The sequence below is a fragment of the Acidovorax sp. GW101-3H11 genome (genome assembly GCF_001633105.1).
Classification (GTDB): Bacteria; Pseudomonadota; Gammaproteobacteria; order Burkholderiales; family Burkholderiaceae_C; genus Acidovorax.
Map to the genome: position 1 here is coordinate 103,936 of NZ_LUKZ01000011.1, position 16,287 is coordinate 120,222.

The window sequence follows — 16,287 nt, forward strand, 5'->3', positions numbered from 1 at the left end:
GGAGCACAGCATGGAAGCGCAAGAAATCCACCGGGGCAGGCTGTTTGACCATGTGCAGCTGGTCGTGCGCGACCTGGCGGCCAGCCAGGCCTTCTACGCAGCGGTGCTGCAGGCCCTGCAGGTGCCCATGGGCGGGGCGGACGAGGGCTACTTCTGGGCCGACGAGCTGTTTGTGTCGTTGGCCGACAGCCCTGCCGCGCAAGGGCACCTGACGGGGCGCACGCACTTGGCGTTTCAGGCCCGGGACCGGGCGATGGTGGATGCGTTCTACCGCGCTGCGCTGGCCCATGGTGGCACCGACAACGGTGCGCCGGGCGAGCGCCCTTACCACCCCGGCTACTACGCTGCGTTTGTGCTGGACCCGGATGGCAACAACATCGAGGCCGTGTTCCATGGCGACGCCCAGCGCAGTGCGGCGTCGGTGAAGATCACGTTCTGAGGGGTGAGTCAGCCCGCCTCCGGCCGGGCCAGGCCGCGCAGCGGGATGGGCGTGGAGAACACGATGGACGTGCGTGTTTCGCCATAGCCGTTGATGTCGCCCAGAAAGCGCTCCAGATCGGGCAGGTCGCGCGCCACGACCTGCATCACGTACGAGTCGTTGCCGCTCACGTGGTGGCATTCAAGCACCTGGGGCGACTGGCGCAGCTTGTCGATCAGCGCCTTCTTGCCGGGCTGCGGCACGTTGATGCCGACCACCGCCCGCACGCCATAGCCGACCTTGGCGGGGTCGATGTCGGCATGCACGCCGCGCACCACGCCCGCCTCTTGCAGGCGGCGCAGGCGCTCCAGCGTGGCGGGCACCGACAGGCCCACGGCCTCGGCCAGTTCCTTGAGCGAGGCGCGGCCATCGGCCTGCAGTGCGCTGATCAGGCGCCAGGCTTTGTCATCGACTTCCATACAAGCCTTTATCGATTGGCACAGAAAAAAACGAAACCCAATGCGGGATTCGCCGAATTTTCTGCATTCTCCACCGCCCGCTGCCGCCCTAGCATCGGTGCATGGACTTCACTTCAATCACCGTGTTTCTGCAAGCCGCCGTCATCGGCGTGCTCATTGCGGCCCCTGTGGGCCCCATTGGCCTGTTGACCATGCAACGCACCCTGGAGCGGGGCCTGGCGGCCGGGCTGGCCACGGGCCTGGGCGCCGCTGCAGCCGATGCGGTGTATGGCGCCGTGGGCGCCTTCAGCGTGCGCTGGCTCATCGATGGGCTGACCCAGGCCAAGACGCCGCTGGCGCTGGGCGGTGGCGCACTGCTGCTGGTGATGGCCTGGCGCACCTGGCGCGCGCCGGTGGCCCACACCGCCGCACCCGCCCGCGACGCGCAGGGCCTGCTGGGCCTGGCTGCCGGCACGTTTGCGCTGACACTGGCCAACCCGGCCACCATCGTGTCGTTCATTGCCGTGTTTGGCTCGCTGGGTGGCGGCCGGCCCAGCCTGCCGTCGCCGCTGTGGATGGTGGCGGGCGTGCTGGCGGGCTCTGCCGCCTGGTGGCTGCTGCTGACCAGTGCGATTGCCTACCAACGGCAGCGCTTTACGCCCGCCTGGCGCCAGCGCATCAACCGGGCGTCGGCCCTGCTGCTGGGCGGATTTGCGTTGTGGCAGTGGGGGCAGTTGGTCTGAGGGGTCGTGCGGTGCTGACAGGGATGCTGCAAAGGTACTGACACTGCGGTGTCAGCAGCACGGCCGCACCATCGGTGGCTTCTTTGACCAGGAGCTTTCTCATGACCGACGCCGTGCTGCAACACCCCCTTTGGCCGGATGCCGCGCCTGCGCGCAACGACATGCCCGTGTCGGCAGCGACCTCTGCAGCCACCACGCGCCGCAACTGGATCGCCGTGGCCTGCGCCCAGCACGCCCGCCGGGGCTGCGCCACGCCGGGCCCGGGCTACATGCAGGTGTGCCATGGCAAGGTGGCGCCGCTGCAGCGCATACGCCCTGGCGACCGCGTGGCGTACTACGCGCCCACCATCACGATGGGTGGCAAGGACCGGCTGCAGGCGTTTGTCTCGATTGGCATCGTGCAGCCGGGTGCGCCGTATGCGTTTGACATGGGCGGCGGGTTTGTGCCCTCGCGCCGGGACGTGGCCTATGTGCCTGCGCGCGAGGCTTCGATTGCGCCGCTGCTGGACGACTTTGAGTTTGTGGACGACCGCCAGCGCTGGGGCAGCAAGTTCCGCTTTGGGCTGTTGGCCGTGAACGACCACGACATGCGCCTGATTGCGCGGGCGATGCAGGCCGAGCTGGAATCACTACATTTTTGATAGCACCTTGGGCAATAGGCGCACGCGCAGGCGGCCAAAAAGGCTTCAAATCAGCCCCGAGATGCCCACGAACACCCCGCAGGCGGGCGTCAGCACACCGCCATCAGCGTGTCCACCACCCGGCGTTGGGCGACGGTCAGGGCGGCATAGCCTTCGCGCAGCAGTCGCAGCACGATCTCGTGGACTTCCAGTTCGCTAGCGGGCATGGTCTTCTCCTTGAACGACAGTGGGCGGCCGCCGCTAGGGCAGGCCGATGACGTGAGCGCCCACCACAACCAAGAGGCGGGCACCCGGGCCTGCCCCACCATGGACCAAGCCCCGATGCCACTGTGCCGAGGTGGCGGCGCAGGCGGTGGGGCGATAAACGGGGAAGTTCGCGGCTTTTTTCGCGCGCCGCTCTGCAACCAAGGGGCTTATGGAGAGGTGGCACCGGGCACGTAGGCGTCGATGACGGGCGGCTCGCTGCCCCCCGCTGCAGTACGGGCCAGCTTGAACCAGGTCCAGGTCTCCACATCGGGCGCGTCGTAGCTGCCGTAGGATTGCCCGCCCCACGAGAAGTAAGAGCCCTTGTTGCCGGTGCTGAGGGTGCGCTTGCCTACGGCCAGCCCGCCATCCTTGAGCAGCGCCAGACGAAAACCCTGCAGCACGCCGGAGCTTCCAGGCTCCTTGCCCGGCAACGCGCTCTGCGGAGCCAGGTCGAGCATGCCGGAGCTGCAGCGGGCCTGTGCGCCGCTGTAGGTGACCAGGCTCCACTGCCGGGTGAGCGAGTTGCGCACGTTGCGCGCGCGGTTGATGGTGCGCGTGCGCAGCGTGGTTTCGCCGCGCTGCTGCTGCACCCAGACCTGCATCTCGGCGGAGCCGGTAAAAAACGGCAGGCTGCCCCGCACACCCGCGGGCGCCACCGGCGGCCAGGCGTACACCCCTTGCAGGGACGGGCAGCCGAACCAGCTGCTCTGCACCGGGCCAAACGCCGGGGGCGGCTTGGGCGACCCCTGCACATCCGGCCCGCAAGCCGTGAGGGCCAGGCAACACAGGGCCAGCGTTGCGGCCCCGCCTGTGCGCTGCATGCGCCGGTGCGTTGCAGGCAAGGCGCTGTGTGACGGCAGGGGGGCGGCAGCTGTCATGGTGTGTGGGCAGTGGTGCAGCCCGATTGTCGGGCTGAATACGGGACCTGCGATTGCTCCATTTTTGATAGCTGCTCGCACATATTCCACTAGCGCATCAGCACCAAAAGGCTTCAAAACCGTGTTGATGATCGCGCAGACGCGGGCTGCAAGATCGTCTCCCCGGTCTAGGGATGCGCTGGCCCCGCCCGCACTCGCGCCAATGCCTCGGGCACATCGCGCCATGCCGGGCGGCCCGGTGCGTAACGCTGGCGCATATAGCCCGCCAGCTCGGTGATCTGCGCATCGCTGAGCGCGTGGCCAAAGCCGGGCATGAAGCCGATGTCCCGCGCGGCGGGCTCGCGGATGCCGTGCACGATGACCTGCAGCAGGTTGTCGGGCCGGTCGCTGTGCAGGTTGCTGTTGAGCGCCAGGGGCACGTTCACGCCCAGCAGCTTTGGCCCGTCGCCATCGTGGTGGCAGGCGGCGCAGGCGCCATCGAAGAGGCGCTGGGCCTGGCCGGGTTGCGGGGCCAGCGCAGCGGCCTGGGCCACGGCGGTTTGGGCGCGCTGCTGCGGGTCAGACACAGGCTGGGTAGCGGCTTCCGCAGCGGTGAACGAGGCCAGGTAGCTTGCCATGGCGCGGATGTCGTCGTCGGGCAAGTGCGCCAGCTCGCGCACCACGGGCGCCATGGGGCCGGAGGCGCTGCCATGCTGCGGGCTGTGGCCGTGGCGCAGGTAGCCATACAGCGCATCGGCCGTCCACGGCACGGGCGCCTTTGACAGGCCGGTGAGCGCAGGCGCCTCCCAGCCATCAATCATGGCGCCCGAGAGGAACGCAGCCCCGCCCAACTCGGCCCCCAGCGCATTGCGCGGCGTGTGGCAGGCGCCGCAGTGGCCCACGCCCTGCACCAGGTAGGCGCCCCGATTCCATTCAGGCGGGCGGGTCGGGTCCGGCTTGAAAGGGGTGGCGTCGTGGAACAGCGCGTTCCAGCCGGCCATGAGGGGGCGCACGCTGAAGGGGAAGGTCAGCTCGGTCTTGGGCACCTCAGCCCGCACGGCGGGCTGCGCCATGAGGTAGGCGTACAGCGCGGTCAGGTCGTCGTCGCTCATCTTCGCGAACGAGGTGTAGGGGAACGCGGGGTACAGGTGCTTGCCGCCCTGAGAGATGCCTTCGCGCATGGCGCGCTGGAAGGCACTGAAGGACCACTGGCCGATGCCAGTCTCCGCATCGGGCGTGAGGTTGGTGGTGTAGATCTTGCCGAATGGAGTTTCCATGGCGCGGCCGCCCGTGTTGGGCGTGCCGCCTGGGGCGGTGTGGCACACCGCGCAGTCGCCCGCAGCGGCCAGCAGGCGGCCGCGTTCGATGGTGGCAGCGTTGTAGACCGACGCGCCCACCGTCTGCACCACGGGCGCGATGGAGGGGCGCCAGCCCAGCAGCGCCGCACCCATGGCGATGCCACCGGCGACGAGAGCGAGCGCGCGGGCCCAGGGGCTGCGTTTAGCGGGCCATGTGGCGCTGGCAGGCACGGTGGGCGCGGGGAGTTCCAGCGTGGACAGCACTTCGGCTTGTTCCGCAGGCGGGCTTCCGCTAGCGGCGGCATTGCCCGCGCCACCGGGCAAGGGATTGAGCCCAGCGCGCACCACCTCGGGCGTGAAGGGCGGCGCACGAAAGCGCACGCCCGTGGCGTCGAAGATCGCGTTGGCAATGGCCGCTGTGCCCGGCACGGACGACGACTCGCCGGAGCCCAGCGGCGCTTCGTCCTGCCGGGGCATGTGCATGACCTCGATGACCGGCACCTCGCGGAAGCTCAGGATGGGGTAGCTGCCCCATTCGCGGTTGTCCACGGCCTGCTTGACGGGCTCGAACGTCACCTGCTCCTTGAGCGCGCGGCTGGTGGTCTGCAGCACGTTGCCGTGCACCTGCTGCTCCACACCGGCGGGGTTCACCATCAGGCCCGCGTCGTGCCCCACGACCACACGGCGCACGTGCACCTCACCGGTCTTTTTGTTGACCTCCACATCGGCCACCCAGGCCGCCCAGGCCGCGCCAAACCCGGGCCATTTGCTGTGGATGTAGCGGGCATAGGCAAAGCCCTGGCCTTGCACCCAGTCTCCATCCAGCGGGTGCTGTTGCGGGCCGGTGCGGCGAATCCAGCCCGCCTTCTCGGCCGTGGCCTGCACCAGCTCGGCAGCGCGCGGGTCGTTCAGCAACTGCAGGCGAAACTGCACCGGGTCCACACCCGCCGCCGTCGCCAGTTCGTCCACATACGATTCGTGCGCAAACGAATTGGGCAGCGCCGAAACGCCGCGCAGCCATGACGCGCGCACGATGGGCGGCATGTCGTTGACGGCCACGCGCAGGTTGTCGTACTGGTAGGGCGGGCGCGCCGTGCGGTCGCCCATTTCGTAGGCCTGGGCCACGGGCTCGATGGTGCGGGTGAGCAGCAGGGCCAGCGTGGGCGCGCCGTTGGAGGGGTAGGACGTCTCGAAGTCGTACGCCGCCACGGTGCCATCGGCCTTGAGCCCGCCGCGCACCTGCATGAGCTGCGCCGTGCCCTTGGGCTCCCACAAATGCTCCTGCTCGCGCGTGAGCTGCACGCGCACCGGGGCACCCACGGCGCGTGACAGCAGCGCCGCATCGGCGGCCACGTCGTCGGCACCGTTGCGGCCGTAGCAGCCGGCGGCCTCCATGCGGATGAGGTCGATGTCCACATCGCCCACGCCCATCAGGCGGGCCAGGTCGGCGCGCAGCACATGGGGGTTTTGCGTGCCAGCCCACACGTTCATGCGCGGGCGGCCCGTGCTGTCATCACTGCGCCATTCGGCCACCGCGCAGGACGGGCCGATGGAGCCATGCATCTGGTACGGCCACACATAGGTGCGCGGCATGGGCTGGCCGTCGGCGGACAGCGCGGCCAGGACGCCCTCCACATCGCCCTCGTCCACCAGGCGGCGCTGCGTGGCGGGGTTGGCGCGTATGGCCTGCTCCAGCGCCTCGGCGCTGTCCTGGCGCGGAAAGCCGGGCCAGTCTTTCCAGCGCACTTTCAGCTCGCGCAGCGCCTGCTCGGCCTGCTCCTCGCGCTCGGCCACGATACCCACAAAGTCGCGGATCACCACCACGGCGCGGATGCCGGGGATGTGGGCGATGGACTGCTGGTCCACCGATTCCAGCGTGTTGCCGATGAAGTCACCATGGTCGGCCCCCGCATACGGCGGGCGCACCACGCGGCCGTGCAGCATGCCGGGTACGCGCATGTCGTGCACAAACACCAGCTCGCCACTGACCTTGGCGGGGATGTCCACACGCGGTACGGACTGGCCGACCACGGTGTAATCGGCGGCGGCCTTGGTGGGTGTGGCGTCCACCAGCTCCAGCGTGGTGTGCGCGCCCGCCAGCAGCGCGCCGTAGGCCACTTGGCGCGACGGGTCTGCAGTGACCTGCACCACACCGGCACGCACCTGCATTGCCTCCACCGGCACGCCCAGCCGCTCTGCGGCCTGGGCCACCAGCCAGTGGCGCGCCTGCGCGGCAGCGGTGCGCAGGGGCTTGGCGTGGATCTGGATGGATGCACTGGCGATGGTGGCGCCCTGGTTGGGGGCGCGCGTGGTGTCGCCCAGCACCATGTTCACCTGCGCCAAGGGCACGTCCAGTTCTTCGGCCACGATCTGCGCGAGTGCGGTGCGGATGCCGGTGCCCAGGTCCACATGGCCGTTGAGCGCGGTCACGCTGCCGTCGTCCCACACGGCGATCAGTATCTCCACACCCTCGGCCGGGTTACCGGCCACCAGCGCGGGCTGGCCCTTGACGGGCGGTGGTGCGGGCGGCGGGTTGCGCACCACCAGCAGCACGCCCTGTGCAGCATGGAAGTCGGCGCGGGTGAGCGGGCTGTGGGCGCGCAGGGATGGAGGCGTGTTCATGCCTGGGCCTCGCGCATCAACTGGGCTGCGCGCAGCACGGCGCGGATGATTTCGACATGCGTGCCGCAGCGGCACAGGTTGCCCGACAGCTCGCGGCGTACGGCGGCTTCGTCGGGGTCTGGATTGCGCTCCAGCAGGGCCACGGCCATCATCACCATTCCATTGAGGCAATAGCCGCATTGCGCGGCCTGCTCATCCACAAAGGCTTGCTGCACCGGGTGAAGTCCTGCGGTGCGGCTGCAACGCCCGGGCAGCCCTTCCAGCGTGGTCACCTCGCGGCCCGCCACGCCCTGCGCCGGGATCACGCAGGCCCGCGCGGCAATGCCGTCCACCAGCACCGTGCAGGCACCACACTGCCCCAGGCCACAGCCGTACTTGGGGCCGTTGAGCAACAGGTCGTTGCGCAGCACATGCAGCAGCGTGGCGCTGGCCAAGGTGCTCTTCGGCAGGGCAAACGGCTGGCCATTGACGACGACCGGGGATATTGAAGCAGGCGCGTGCATGTCTCGGTGGGGTGTTCTCAGCGTCGCAGCGACCCGCTGCGTGTGTACATCTCCAGGTCCACAAAGTTGGAGCCATTGTGGTTGTTAGGGCCGTACACCAGCGGAAAGTCGCCGATCTTGGTGGTGCCCATGTCTTCCATGGCCTTGATGAAGCCTTCGCGCGTGAGCGCTTTGCCTGCGCGCTTGACACCTTCAACAAACACGCGCGCGGCAATGTAGCCCTCCAGCATGGTGTAGCTGTCGATCTTCTCGCCCGCGTCCGCGCGGTCCTTGCGGTAGTCGGCCACGATGGCCAGACGGCTGGCCTGCGGCGATGGCACGATGCTGGCCGTGACCAGCCCTTCGATGCCGCCATTCAGGCGCTGCGCAGACCCCGGTGCATCGGTGATACCCACCGAGATGGTGTACAGCGGCGACGCCGCGCCCGCCGCCCGATAGTCGCGCAGGAACACCTCCACCATCTTGCCCGCCATGATCATCACCACGGCGCCCGGCTGGCCCTTGGTGAGCTGCGCCACCTGGGGCTTGGCGTCGGTGGCGGCGATCTCCATGGGCACGGAATCGACCACCTTGACCTTCAGGCCCTGGGCGATCTGCAGGCAGGTGTCGAGGTTGGATTTGCCAAACGCGCTGTTCTGGTAAATGACGGCGATGTTGTTGATGCCCAGCGTGGCCAGGTGGCCCACGATCTTGCGCAGCTCGGTCTCGTAGCTGGCGCGCACGTGGAACAGGTAGCGGTTGTGTGTGGTGCGAAACGAGGTGGTGCCCACCAGCGGCGCGAACATGGGCACGCCCGCCTTCTCTGCCAGGGGCATGGCGGCGATGAGGTTGCCGGTGGCCACATAGCCGATCAGGGCGAAGACCTTGTCTTCGTCAATGAGCTTGGCCGTGTTCTCGGCGGTCTTCTTGGGCTCGTACGCGTCATCGTGCGACACCAGCTCCAGCGTGCGCCCCTGCACGCCGCCGGTCTTGTTCACCTTGTCGAACGCCAGCGCAATGCCCGCCTTGTAGTCCACCCCGAAATCCTTGGCCGGGCCGGTGAACACGGCCGACTGCCCTACCTTTATGCGGGTGTCCGTCACCCCGGTTTCGGCGGCCGCCGGGCCTGCCCATGCCAACCCTGCCACCGCCAGGCCCACCATGGCGCTGCGGCGGTCGATGCATCCATCCTCCACTCCTCGACACTTCATGTAGTGCTCCTTACATCAAAAGGCAAAGTTTCCGTGGGAGCACAAACATCGTGCAAGTGCTTGCAGAGGTGTTTTTTGTAACCAACAGCACACGTGGGCCGCACACCACAGTGCCGTTGGTAGCGGAGGTCAGACGCTGAGGTAGGCGCGCCGCACCTCGTCGTTGGCGGCCAGCTCTTCCATGCTGGCCTGGTAACGGATCTGGCCCTTTTCGAGCACATAGGCGCGGTCGGAGACCAACTCGGCAAAGTGCATGTTCTGCTCGGACAGCAGGATGCTCACGCCCTGCTCCTTCAGCTCCAGAATCATGTGCGCCATCTGCTCCACGATGACAGGGGCCACACCTTCTGACGGTTCGTCCAGCAGCACCAGATACGGGTTGCCCATGAGCGTGCGGGCCACGGTGAGCATCTGCTGTTCGCCGCCGCTCATGCGGCCGCCGGGGCGCTGGGGCATCTCGCCCAGGTTGGGGAAGAGCTTGAACAGGCGCTCGGGCGTCCACACCGGGGCGGCCGTGCCGTCGGGCCAGTGGCGCGCGGGCTGGCGGCCCACTTCCAGGTTCTCCATCACCGTGAGGTCGGTAAACACGCGGCGGTCTTCGGGCACAAAGCCCAGGCCCAGGCGCGCGGCGTCGTGCGGGTCGGTTCTGGAGAGGTCGCGGCCCATGAACTGGATGCTGCCCTTGCGCTTGGCCAGCATGCCCATCAGCGTCTTGAGCGTGGTGGACTTGCCTGCGCCGTTGCGGCCCATCAAGGCCACGACTTCGCCACGGCGAACGTCCAGATCCACGTCGTACAGGATTTGCGCAGCACCGTACCAGGCCTGCAGGCCCTTGGCCTGGAGCAGCAGTTCTTTAGGGTTGTGGGTCGTCATGGTCATGCCGCCTCCGCAGTGGCTGCGGCTTTCTTCTCAAACGTTTTTCCGGTGCCGAAGTACACCTCCTGCACCTTGGGGTGGTCGCGCAGCTCCAGCGGCTTGCCCTCGGCAATCAGGCGCCCCCGCGCCAGCACGATCATGCGGTCGGCGTATGCAAACACCACGTCCATGCTGTGCTCGGTGAAGAGCACAGCCATATTGCGGTCGATCACCAGCTGCTTGGTCAGCGCCATGAGCTCGTTGCGCTCCTTGGGCGCCATGCCTGCGGTGGGTTCGTCCATGAGCAGCAGCTTGGGCGAGTTGGCCATGGCAATCGCCAGCTCCACACGCTTCACATCGCCATACGCCAGCACGCTGCAGGGGCGGTCGGCCTGCGACTTCATGCCCACCTGGTCGAGCAGCGCCAAGGCTTCGTCGCGTTTGTGGTCGGCAGCCCTGCGCCACAGGGAGAACAGCAGACCGTCGTTGGAGATCAGTGCCATCTGCACGTTCTCCACCACCGTCAGCGATGCAAAGGTTTCGGCGATCTGAAAGGTGCGGCCCACGCCCATGCGCCAGATGTCGCGCGGCTTGCGGCCCACCAGCTCCTGGCCATTGAGCTGGATGGAGCCTGCGTCAGCAGGCAGCTGGCCGTTGACCATGTTGAAGGTGGTGGACTTGCCCGCGCCGTTGGGGCCGATGAGTGCCAGCAGCTCACCCGCAGCGAGTTCGAAGTGGATGCCATCCACCGCCTTGACGCCGCCAAACGATTTGCCCAGACCGGTGACTTTGAGGAGGCTCATGCCGTGCCCTCCTTGGTGTTCTTGGCGTCGCGCATATTGTCAAAAATCTGCTTGATGGTGCCCGCGATGCCCTGCGGAAACAGCAGCACCAGGATGAGGATGATGGCGCCCAGCATGGCGCGCCAGTAGTCGGTGTTGCGCGCCACGGTGTCGTGCAGCCAGGTGAAGGTGACCGCACCCACCACGGGGCCCGCCAGCGTCTGGATGCCGCCGAGCAGCACCATCACCAGCCCGTCCACCGATTTGCCCACGGCCAGCGACTCCGGCGAAATGCTGCCCTTGGAGAACGCATACAGTGCCCCTGCCAGCCCTGCAGCCGTGCCCGCCACCACAAACGCTGCCCACTGCATGCGCTTGACATCGATACCAATGGCATCGGCCCGCAGCACAGAGTCGCGGCCTGCGCGCAGCGCATAGCCAAACGGCGAGAACAACACGCGGCGCAGCCACCACACCCCCGCCCCCACCAGTGCCAGCGTGAGCCAGTAGTACATGCGCTTGTCTGCCAGCCAGGCCGCAGGCCACACGCCTGTGAGGCCGTTGCTGCCCCCCGTGAAACTGTCCCACTGGTAGGTGATGGCCCAGGTGATCTGGGCGAAGGCCAGCGTCAGCATGGCGAGGTACACACCCGACAGCCGCACTGCAAACCACCCGTAGACAAACGCCCCGGCCGCCGCCACCAGCGGCGCCACCACCAGTGCGATCTCCATGGGTAGCCCGAGCGAGCGCACCAGCAGGGCCGCGCCATAAGCGCCCAGCCCAAAGTAGGCGGCATGGCCGAAGGAGTGCATGCCCGCAGGCCCCATGATGAAGTGAAGGCTGGCCGCAAACAGCGCTGCGATCAGCAGGTCAATCAGCAGCACCGTGGTGTACGGTGACTGCGCGGTGAGCACCGGCGCCGCTGCCAGCAGCAGGCCCAGCACCGCGGCCGCCACCAGGTAGGCCTTGCCAGGCCGACGCAGAGGCTCCTCCTGCATGCCCACGTAGCGGCTGGGCGCCTGCGGCCGGCCAAACAGGCCCCACGGGCGCCAGACCAGCACCACTGCCATCACCAGAAAATCCACCACCAGGGTCAGCTTGGAAAACGAAACACTCAGGCCGAACACATCGACCACACCCAGCCAGATGCAGATGGCCTTGATCTCGGAGATCAGCAGGGCTGCGGCATACGCGCCCGGGATGGAACCCATTCCGCCCACCACCACCACCACGAAGGCGGCACCGATGGTGTGCAGGTCCATCTCCAACGTGGCGGGCTCGCGTGGCAGCTGCAGTGCGCCACCCAGCCCGGCCAGCATCGCGCCCAGCGCAAACACGGCCGTGAACAACCAGGCCTGGTTGACGCCCAGGGCGCTCACCATCTCGCGGTCTTGCGTGGCGGCACGCACCAGCGTGCCAAACCGGGTGCGCGTGAGCAGCAGCCAGACCGCGCCCAGCACCAGCGGCCCGACCACGATGAGGAACAGGTCGTAGCTGGGGAACTGCCGCCCCAGCAGGCTCACGGAACCCGAAAGGCCCGGCGCGCGCGGGCCCAGCAGTTCGTCGGGGCCCCAGAGCCACAGCACCGCGTCCTTGATGACCAGCACCAGGGCAAACGTGGCCAGCAGCTGGAACAGCTCGGGCGCCTTGTAGATGCGGCGCAGCAGCACCACCTCGATCAGCGCCCCCAGCACGCCAACGATCAGCGCTGCCAGCGGCAAGGCCACCCAGAAGCCCAGGGCACCACTCAGGCGCTCGACCAGCGAGTACGCAACGTAGATGCCCACCATGAAGAACGAGCCATGGGCAAAGTTCACGATGCGGGTCACGCCAAAGATCAGCGACAAACCCGCCGCCACGAGGAACAGCGACGACGCGCTCGCCAGCCCGTTGATGAGCTGGACGATGAAACCCGAAAAACTCATGTTCGATAAACCCTCAAGTCATCACCACCCGTGTTGCGCATCACTCGCAGCACATGAAAGAAGCCAGACACGCCCCAGCCAGCGCCACCAGAAATCCGGCTGTGCCGGACCGCCGGTAGCGTCTGCCGGGACCGAGGCGCGGCAGGCGCCTCAGACCTCAGAGGGAATCAATCAGCGCTTCGTGACTTCTTCACGTCGGCAGCGGACGGCTGGTACTTGGCATCGGCGCCATCCAGGTAGACGTAATCCACCATCACGCCCTTGCCGCCTTCGTTCTTGGTGCGACCGACAAACGCGCCCATGGTGGCCTGGTGGTCTTCAGGCCGGTAGGTGATCTTGCCGAACGGGGTGTCTACCTGCAGACCCTTGAAGGCAGCAACCAGTTTGTCGGTGTCGGTGCTCTTGGCTTTGGCAATACCGGCCGCGGCCGACTTGATCATGCTGTAGCCCACCACCGAACCCAGGCGCGGGTAGTCCTTGAACTTGGCCTGGTACGCCTGCTCGAACGCCTTGTGTGCGGGGGTGTTGATGCCGTACCAGGGATAGCCGGTCACCAGCCAACCGTTGGGTGCCTCATCTTTCAACGGGTCCAGGTATTCCGGCTCGCCCGTCAGCACGCTGACCACCTCGATGCCCTTGAAAAGGCCGCGCGTATTGCCTTCGCGCACGAACTTCGACAAGTCCGCGCCGAACAGCACGTTGAAGACAGCGTCGGGCTTGGCGTCCGACAGCGCTTGCACCACGCTGCCGGCATCCACCCGGCCCAGGGGCGTGGCTTGTTCAGCCACAAACTCCACATCAGGCTGGGCAGCCTTGAGCAGTTGTTTGAACGCCGCCACGGCGGACTGGCCGTATTCGTAGTTGGGGTAGACCACGGCCCAGCGCTTTTTCTTCATCTTGGCGGCCTCAGGCACCAGCATGGCGGCCTGCATGTAGGTGCCGGGGCGCAGGCGGAAGGTGTACTGGTTGCCGCCTTGCCAGGTCATCTTGTCAGTCAGCGGCTCGCCTGCGAGAAAGAAGAACTTCTTTTGCTTGGCGAAGTCGGCCACCGCCAGGCCGGTGTTCGACAGGAAGGTGCCAGCCAGCACATCGACCTTCTCGCGCGACACCAGCTCTTCGGCCACGCGAACGGCGTCGCCGGGGTTGGCGTTGTCGTCGCGCGTGATCAGTTCGATCTTTTTGCCATTGACGCCGCCCGCAGCGTTGATCTCATCGACCGCCAGCTCCATGCCTTTCTTGTAGGGCTCCAGGAAAGCAGGCTGTGCCTTGTAGCTGTTGACCTCGCCAATCTTGATCACGCCCTGGGCAAAAACAGGGGCCAGGGTAAGAGCCAGTGCAGCCGCAGCCGTGGCACGCATGAGGTTTCGTCGCATCGTCATGGGGAGACTCCTGAAGGATGGTTGGAGAGAGATCGAACGGGGGTGAGACAGGACAGGTGTGTGTTGTACGCGCGCCGGGCTCAGCGCAGGCCGTCAACGCCTTTTATTTCAGAGGCCGTGAGGCCGCCGACACGTGGCAACGGCCGCCCGCTGTCGGTCACGACAACGGCCACCACGATTTCATTGGCCCGCGGGGCATCGGCCACCCGGGCTTCCATGGCGTCGAAATGGCTGCGCACATAAGCCGCATCCTTGTGGCCCAGCGGCACGTCGATGGCCGTGCCGAGGCCGCCCATCTTCTTGCTGGATGGGACCAACGCGGCACCCTTCTCGACAGCCACACGCAGTGGTGCGCCCAGCTTGGGGTGGAGGATGGCGGCGGCGTGCTCCAGCTCGCCCGCCTCGCCCACGATGGCGGCCTTGCCGTAGCTGTGCGCATCGCCCGGGGCAATGCCCAGGGCCTGCACGCAGCGGGCGCCCAGAAGGCCTCCCAGCTCCTCACCGATGGCGATGAGTTCGTCCAGGTTTTCCACATAGCGTCCGGCAAAGGGGTTCTCGATCACGGCCATGGCCAGCGCCTTGCGCACCGGGGGCTGAACGTCACGCCCCATTTCCACGCGGACCTCGTCGGTCTGGACGATGATCTTTCGAATCTTGGCTGGCATTTTTTGGCTCCTTGGGATCTTGTCTTGTTCGATGGTGTGCGGGTCGGCGGGCGGCTCAGCGCAGGCCGTTCCACTGGCTGACGTCTGCCGCCTTGAGCCCCCCCACGCGGGCGTGGATGCGCGGGCCCGTGGTCATGGCAAGTATGAACACGATCTCGTCGGCAGATGGCGCGCCCGGAACACGCACTTCGATCGCGTCGAAATGGCTGCGCACATAGCTGGCGTTGATGTGCGTCAGCGGCACATCCAGCGCCGCACCGGGGCCACCCACCTTCTTGGTGGAGGGCACGATGGACAACGCGTTGGCGGGCTGCCCCGTCTTCTCTTCGGCCTGGCCTTTGGCATAAGCGTTGCGGTCGCCCTTCCAGCCCAGCAGCTCGCGCATGGCGTAGCCACCGGGCACGTGCCACAGCGCGCCGTGCTCCAGTTCTCCGGCCGCGCCCACGATGGCGCCCTTGCCATAGGTCTCGATGCGCTCCGCAGGCACGCCCATGGCCTTCAGGAGGCGCTGCGCCATGTCCAGCCCTACGTCCTGCAGCGCGTCCATCATGGGCAGGATGTCGGGCTCGTACCGGCCCGCAAACGGATTGGTCAGCACCGCGCCGATGGCACCACGCAGCAGCGGCACATCGGCCACCGGCCCGAATTCGTGCCGGATTTCCTCAAGATGGGTAAAAACGCGTCGTATCTGGATCATTTTGGAGACCTGTGCAATTCGTTAAGCAAATACTGAACCAACTTCCGATTCCGCCACCGCATTCCGGGGCCACACCGCGTTCGCCAGCGTCTGGGGTGCCGAGGTCGCCACCCACTGCCCCTGGCACGCCAACAGCGCAAACCACAGCAGGCCGCTGGACTGCAATTCTTGCGCTTTTTGCAGCCCCTGGTGCAAGGCCCGGGCCACCAGCTCCCTGGGCAAGGCAGGGACATCCACGGTGACTGGAATGGCCCCCAGGTCGCTGTCGTCCCGCACCTGCCACGCAGGCCTGCGCACAATCCGCGCATCGGCCACATCCACCGCGTTGGCCACGATGGTTGCTGCCGCATCGGCCTGCGCCGCCGTACGCGCCAGCACGGTGACACTGTCTGCAATGCCCAGCGACTGGCTGCGCCCGCGCCAGCCACTGGTGGCCACACCGCGCACCGGCATGGCGCTGTCGATGCGGATCTGCCCATCCAGCACCAGGCCGTGGTGCAACTGTGCGGCGTTCAGTGCAGCGATATCAGCGTACACCCCCACCGTGACCGACTGGCCGGGCGCCAGGTGCAGCGCAATGTCGCCCCCGTTGTTGACCCAGGCGCGGCCTACGCCCTGCTGGTCGTAGCAGACCAGAATCTCCTGCGCCACCGCACCCGCCACCGCCGCCATCGATGTGATGAAGCCTGCGCGGTAGGGACTGCAGGCGGCCCACATGCGGCGCGCCACCACGCCCTGCACCGCGCAGTGTTCACCCACCGGCGCCCGCAGGCCGGGAAGTTCATTCACCAACTCCTGCAGCAGCCCTTCAAAACGTTGCCACGCACGCTCGTGCGCCTGGGCCACGGCGTCGGGCGCGCCTTCGGCCTGGAGGATGAGGTCCATCGGCCCGTGCTGGAAATGCCAGCGGCCGTCGGACAGGAGCTTGCGAACGGCTTGCATGTACGTTTCAGTATTCACCGCAGGGCGCACCGCCCGCAGCCGTAAACACCGGCGCGGTCCACGCCA

Annotated in this window: 15 protein-coding genes; 3 read left to right on the forward strand and 12 right to left on the reverse strand. The window is 67.1% G+C overall.

Annotated features, from left to right (window positions below; genetic code table 11):
* Positions 1-10: 10 nt before the first annotated feature.
* A complete protein-coding gene (locus A1D30_RS12490; RefSeq protein ID WP_063461050.1) occupies positions 11-439 on the forward strand; it encodes a VOC family protein in 429 nt (142 codons plus the stop codon).
* 8 nt (positions 440-447) lie between these two features.
* On the opposite strand, the gene A1D30_RS12495 is transcribed toward A1D30_RS12490, so the two are convergent.
* Entirely contained in the window at positions 448-897 is a 450-nt protein-coding gene (locus A1D30_RS12495; RefSeq protein WP_015012065.1) for an Lrp/AsnC family transcriptional regulator, read from the reverse strand.
* 101 nt (positions 898-998) lie between these two features.
* On the opposite strand from A1D30_RS12495, the gene A1D30_RS12500 reads away from it, so the two are divergent.
* Complete coding sequence (locus A1D30_RS12500; protein ID WP_063461051.1) at positions 999-1,619, forward strand: LysE family transporter; 621 nt, start codon at positions 999-1,001, stop codon at positions 1,617-1,619.
* A gap of 101 nt (positions 1,620-1,720) precedes the next feature.
* Positions 1,721-2,260 carry an EVE domain-containing protein gene (locus A1D30_RS12505; RefSeq protein WP_242421877.1) on the forward strand — a complete coding sequence of 180 codons (540 nt, stop codon included), beginning with the start codon at positions 1,721-1,723 and terminating at the stop codon, positions 2,258-2,260.
* Positions 2,261-2,673: 413 nt separating this feature from the next.
* On the opposite strand, the gene A1D30_RS12515 is transcribed toward A1D30_RS12505, so the two are convergent.
* From A1D30_RS12515 to A1D30_RS12565, 11 genes are all read right to left on the reverse strand, one after another.
* Complete coding sequence (locus A1D30_RS12515) at positions 2,674-3,384, reverse strand: hypothetical protein (protein WP_082836432.1); 711 nt, start codon at positions 3,382-3,384, stop codon at positions 2,674-2,676.
* A 167-nt stretch (positions 3,385-3,551) separates the two neighbouring features.
* A complete protein-coding gene (locus A1D30_RS12520; protein WP_063461053.1) occupies positions 3,552-7,283 on the reverse strand; it encodes a molybdopterin cofactor-binding domain-containing protein in 3,732 nt (1,243 codons plus the stop codon).
* Positions 7,280-7,786: a (2Fe-2S)-binding protein gene (locus A1D30_RS12525; protein ID WP_063461054.1), complete on the reverse strand. Its 507-nt coding sequence runs from the start codon at positions 7,784-7,786 to the stop codon at positions 7,280-7,282. Before A1D30_RS12525 ends, A1D30_RS12520 begins: the two co-directional genes overlap by 4 nt.
* A gap of 17 nt (positions 7,787-7,803) precedes the next feature.
* Positions 7,804-8,976 carry an ABC transporter substrate-binding protein gene (locus tag A1D30_RS12530; protein ID WP_199865978.1) on the reverse strand — a complete coding sequence of 391 codons (1,173 nt, stop codon included), beginning with the start codon at positions 8,974-8,976 and terminating at the stop codon, positions 7,804-7,806.
* Positions 8,977-9,105: 129 nt separating this feature from the next.
* Positions 9,106-9,849, reverse strand: coding sequence for an ABC transporter ATP-binding protein (locus tag A1D30_RS12535; protein ID WP_063461078.1), 744 nt, complete (start codon positions 9,847-9,849; stop codon positions 9,106-9,108).
* 2 nt (positions 9,850-9,851) lie between these two features.
* Positions 9,852-10,634 carry an ABC transporter ATP-binding protein gene (locus A1D30_RS12540; RefSeq protein WP_063461055.1) on the reverse strand — a complete coding sequence of 261 codons (783 nt, stop codon included), beginning with the start codon at positions 10,632-10,634 and terminating at the stop codon, positions 9,852-9,854.
* The gene (locus A1D30_RS12545) at positions 10,631-12,538 is read right to left on the reverse strand and encodes an ABC transporter permease (protein ID WP_063461056.1); all 1,908 of its coding nucleotides are present in this window, start codon (positions 12,536-12,538) and stop codon (positions 10,631-10,633) included. Before A1D30_RS12545 ends, A1D30_RS12540 begins: the two co-directional genes overlap by 4 nt.
* A 167-nt stretch (positions 12,539-12,705) precedes the next feature.
* Complete coding sequence (locus A1D30_RS12550; protein ID WP_063461057.1) at positions 12,706-13,917, reverse strand: ABC transporter substrate-binding protein; 1,212 nt, start codon at positions 13,915-13,917, stop codon at positions 12,706-12,708.
* An 80-nt stretch (positions 13,918-13,997) separates the two neighbouring features.
* The gene (locus tag A1D30_RS12555) at positions 13,998-14,582 is read right to left on the reverse strand and encodes an amino acid synthesis family protein (protein WP_063461058.1); all 585 of its coding nucleotides are present in this window, start codon (positions 14,580-14,582) and stop codon (positions 13,998-14,000) included.
* Between the two features lie 55 nt (positions 14,583-14,637).
* A complete protein-coding gene (locus tag A1D30_RS12560; RefSeq protein WP_063461059.1) occupies positions 14,638-15,279 on the reverse strand; it encodes an amino acid synthesis family protein in 642 nt (213 codons plus the stop codon).
* A 21-nt stretch (positions 15,280-15,300) separates the two neighbouring features.
* The gene (locus A1D30_RS12565; protein WP_063461060.1) at positions 15,301-16,221 is read right to left on the reverse strand and encodes a UPF0280 family protein; all 921 of its coding nucleotides are present in this window, start codon (positions 16,219-16,221) and stop codon (positions 15,301-15,303) included.
* Positions 16,222-16,287: the final 66 nt, after the last annotated feature.

Excerpts from the sequence above, each read along its gene's own strand:
- A1D30_RS12555 (WP_063461058.1), bottom strand. The coding sequence starts at position 14,582 with ATGCCAGCCAAGATTCGAAAGATCATCGTCCAGACCGACGAGGTCCGC.
- A1D30_RS12535 (WP_063461078.1), bottom strand. The coding sequence starts at position 9,849 with ATGACGACCCACAACCCTAAAGAACTGCTGCTCCAGGCCAAGGGCCTG.
- A1D30_RS12550 (WP_063461057.1), bottom strand. The coding sequence starts at position 13,917 with ATGACGATGCGACGAAACCTCATGCGTGCCACGGCTGCGGCTGCACTG.
- A1D30_RS12520 (WP_063461053.1), bottom strand. The coding sequence starts at position 7,283 with ATGAACACGCCTCCATCCCTGCGCGCCCACAGCCCGCTCACCCGCGCC.
- A1D30_RS12500 (WP_063461051.1), top strand. The coding sequence starts at position 999 with ATGGACTTCACTTCAATCACCGTGTTTCTGCAAGCCGCCGTCATCGGC.
- A1D30_RS12495 (WP_015012065.1), bottom strand. The coding sequence starts at position 897 with ATGGAAGTCGATGACAAAGCCTGGCGCCTGATCAGCGCACTGCAGGCC.
- A1D30_RS12530 (WP_199865978.1), bottom strand. The coding sequence starts at position 8,976 with ATGAAGTGTCGAGGAGTGGAGGATGGATGCATCGACCGCCGCAGCGCC.
- A1D30_RS12545 (WP_063461056.1), bottom strand. The coding sequence starts at position 12,538 with ATGAGTTTTTCGGGTTTCATCGTCCAGCTCATCAACGGGCTGGCGAGC.
- A1D30_RS12490 (WP_063461050.1), top strand. The coding sequence starts at position 11 with ATGGAAGCGCAAGAAATCCACCGGGGCAGGCTGTTTGACCATGTGCAG.
- A1D30_RS12515 (WP_082836432.1), bottom strand. The coding sequence starts at position 3,384 with ATGACAGCTGCCGCCCCCCTGCCGTCACACAGCGCCTTGCCTGCAACG.
- A1D30_RS12540 (WP_063461055.1), bottom strand. The coding sequence starts at position 10,634 with ATGAGCCTCCTCAAAGTCACCGGTCTGGGCAAATCGTTTGGCGGCGTC.
- A1D30_RS12565 (WP_063461060.1), bottom strand. The coding sequence starts at position 16,221 with ATGCAAGCCGTTCGCAAGCTCCTGTCCGACGGCCGCTGGCATTTCCAG.
- A1D30_RS12560 (WP_063461059.1), bottom strand. The coding sequence starts at position 15,279 with ATGATCCAGATACGACGCGTTTTTACCCATCTTGAGGAAATCCGGCAC.
- A1D30_RS12525 (WP_063461054.1), bottom strand. The coding sequence starts at position 7,786 with ATGCACGCGCCTGCTTCAATATCCCCGGTCGTCGTCAATGGCCAGCCG.
- A1D30_RS12505 (WP_242421877.1), top strand. The coding sequence starts at position 1,721 with ATGACCGACGCCGTGCTGCAACACCCCCTTTGGCCGGATGCCGCGCCT.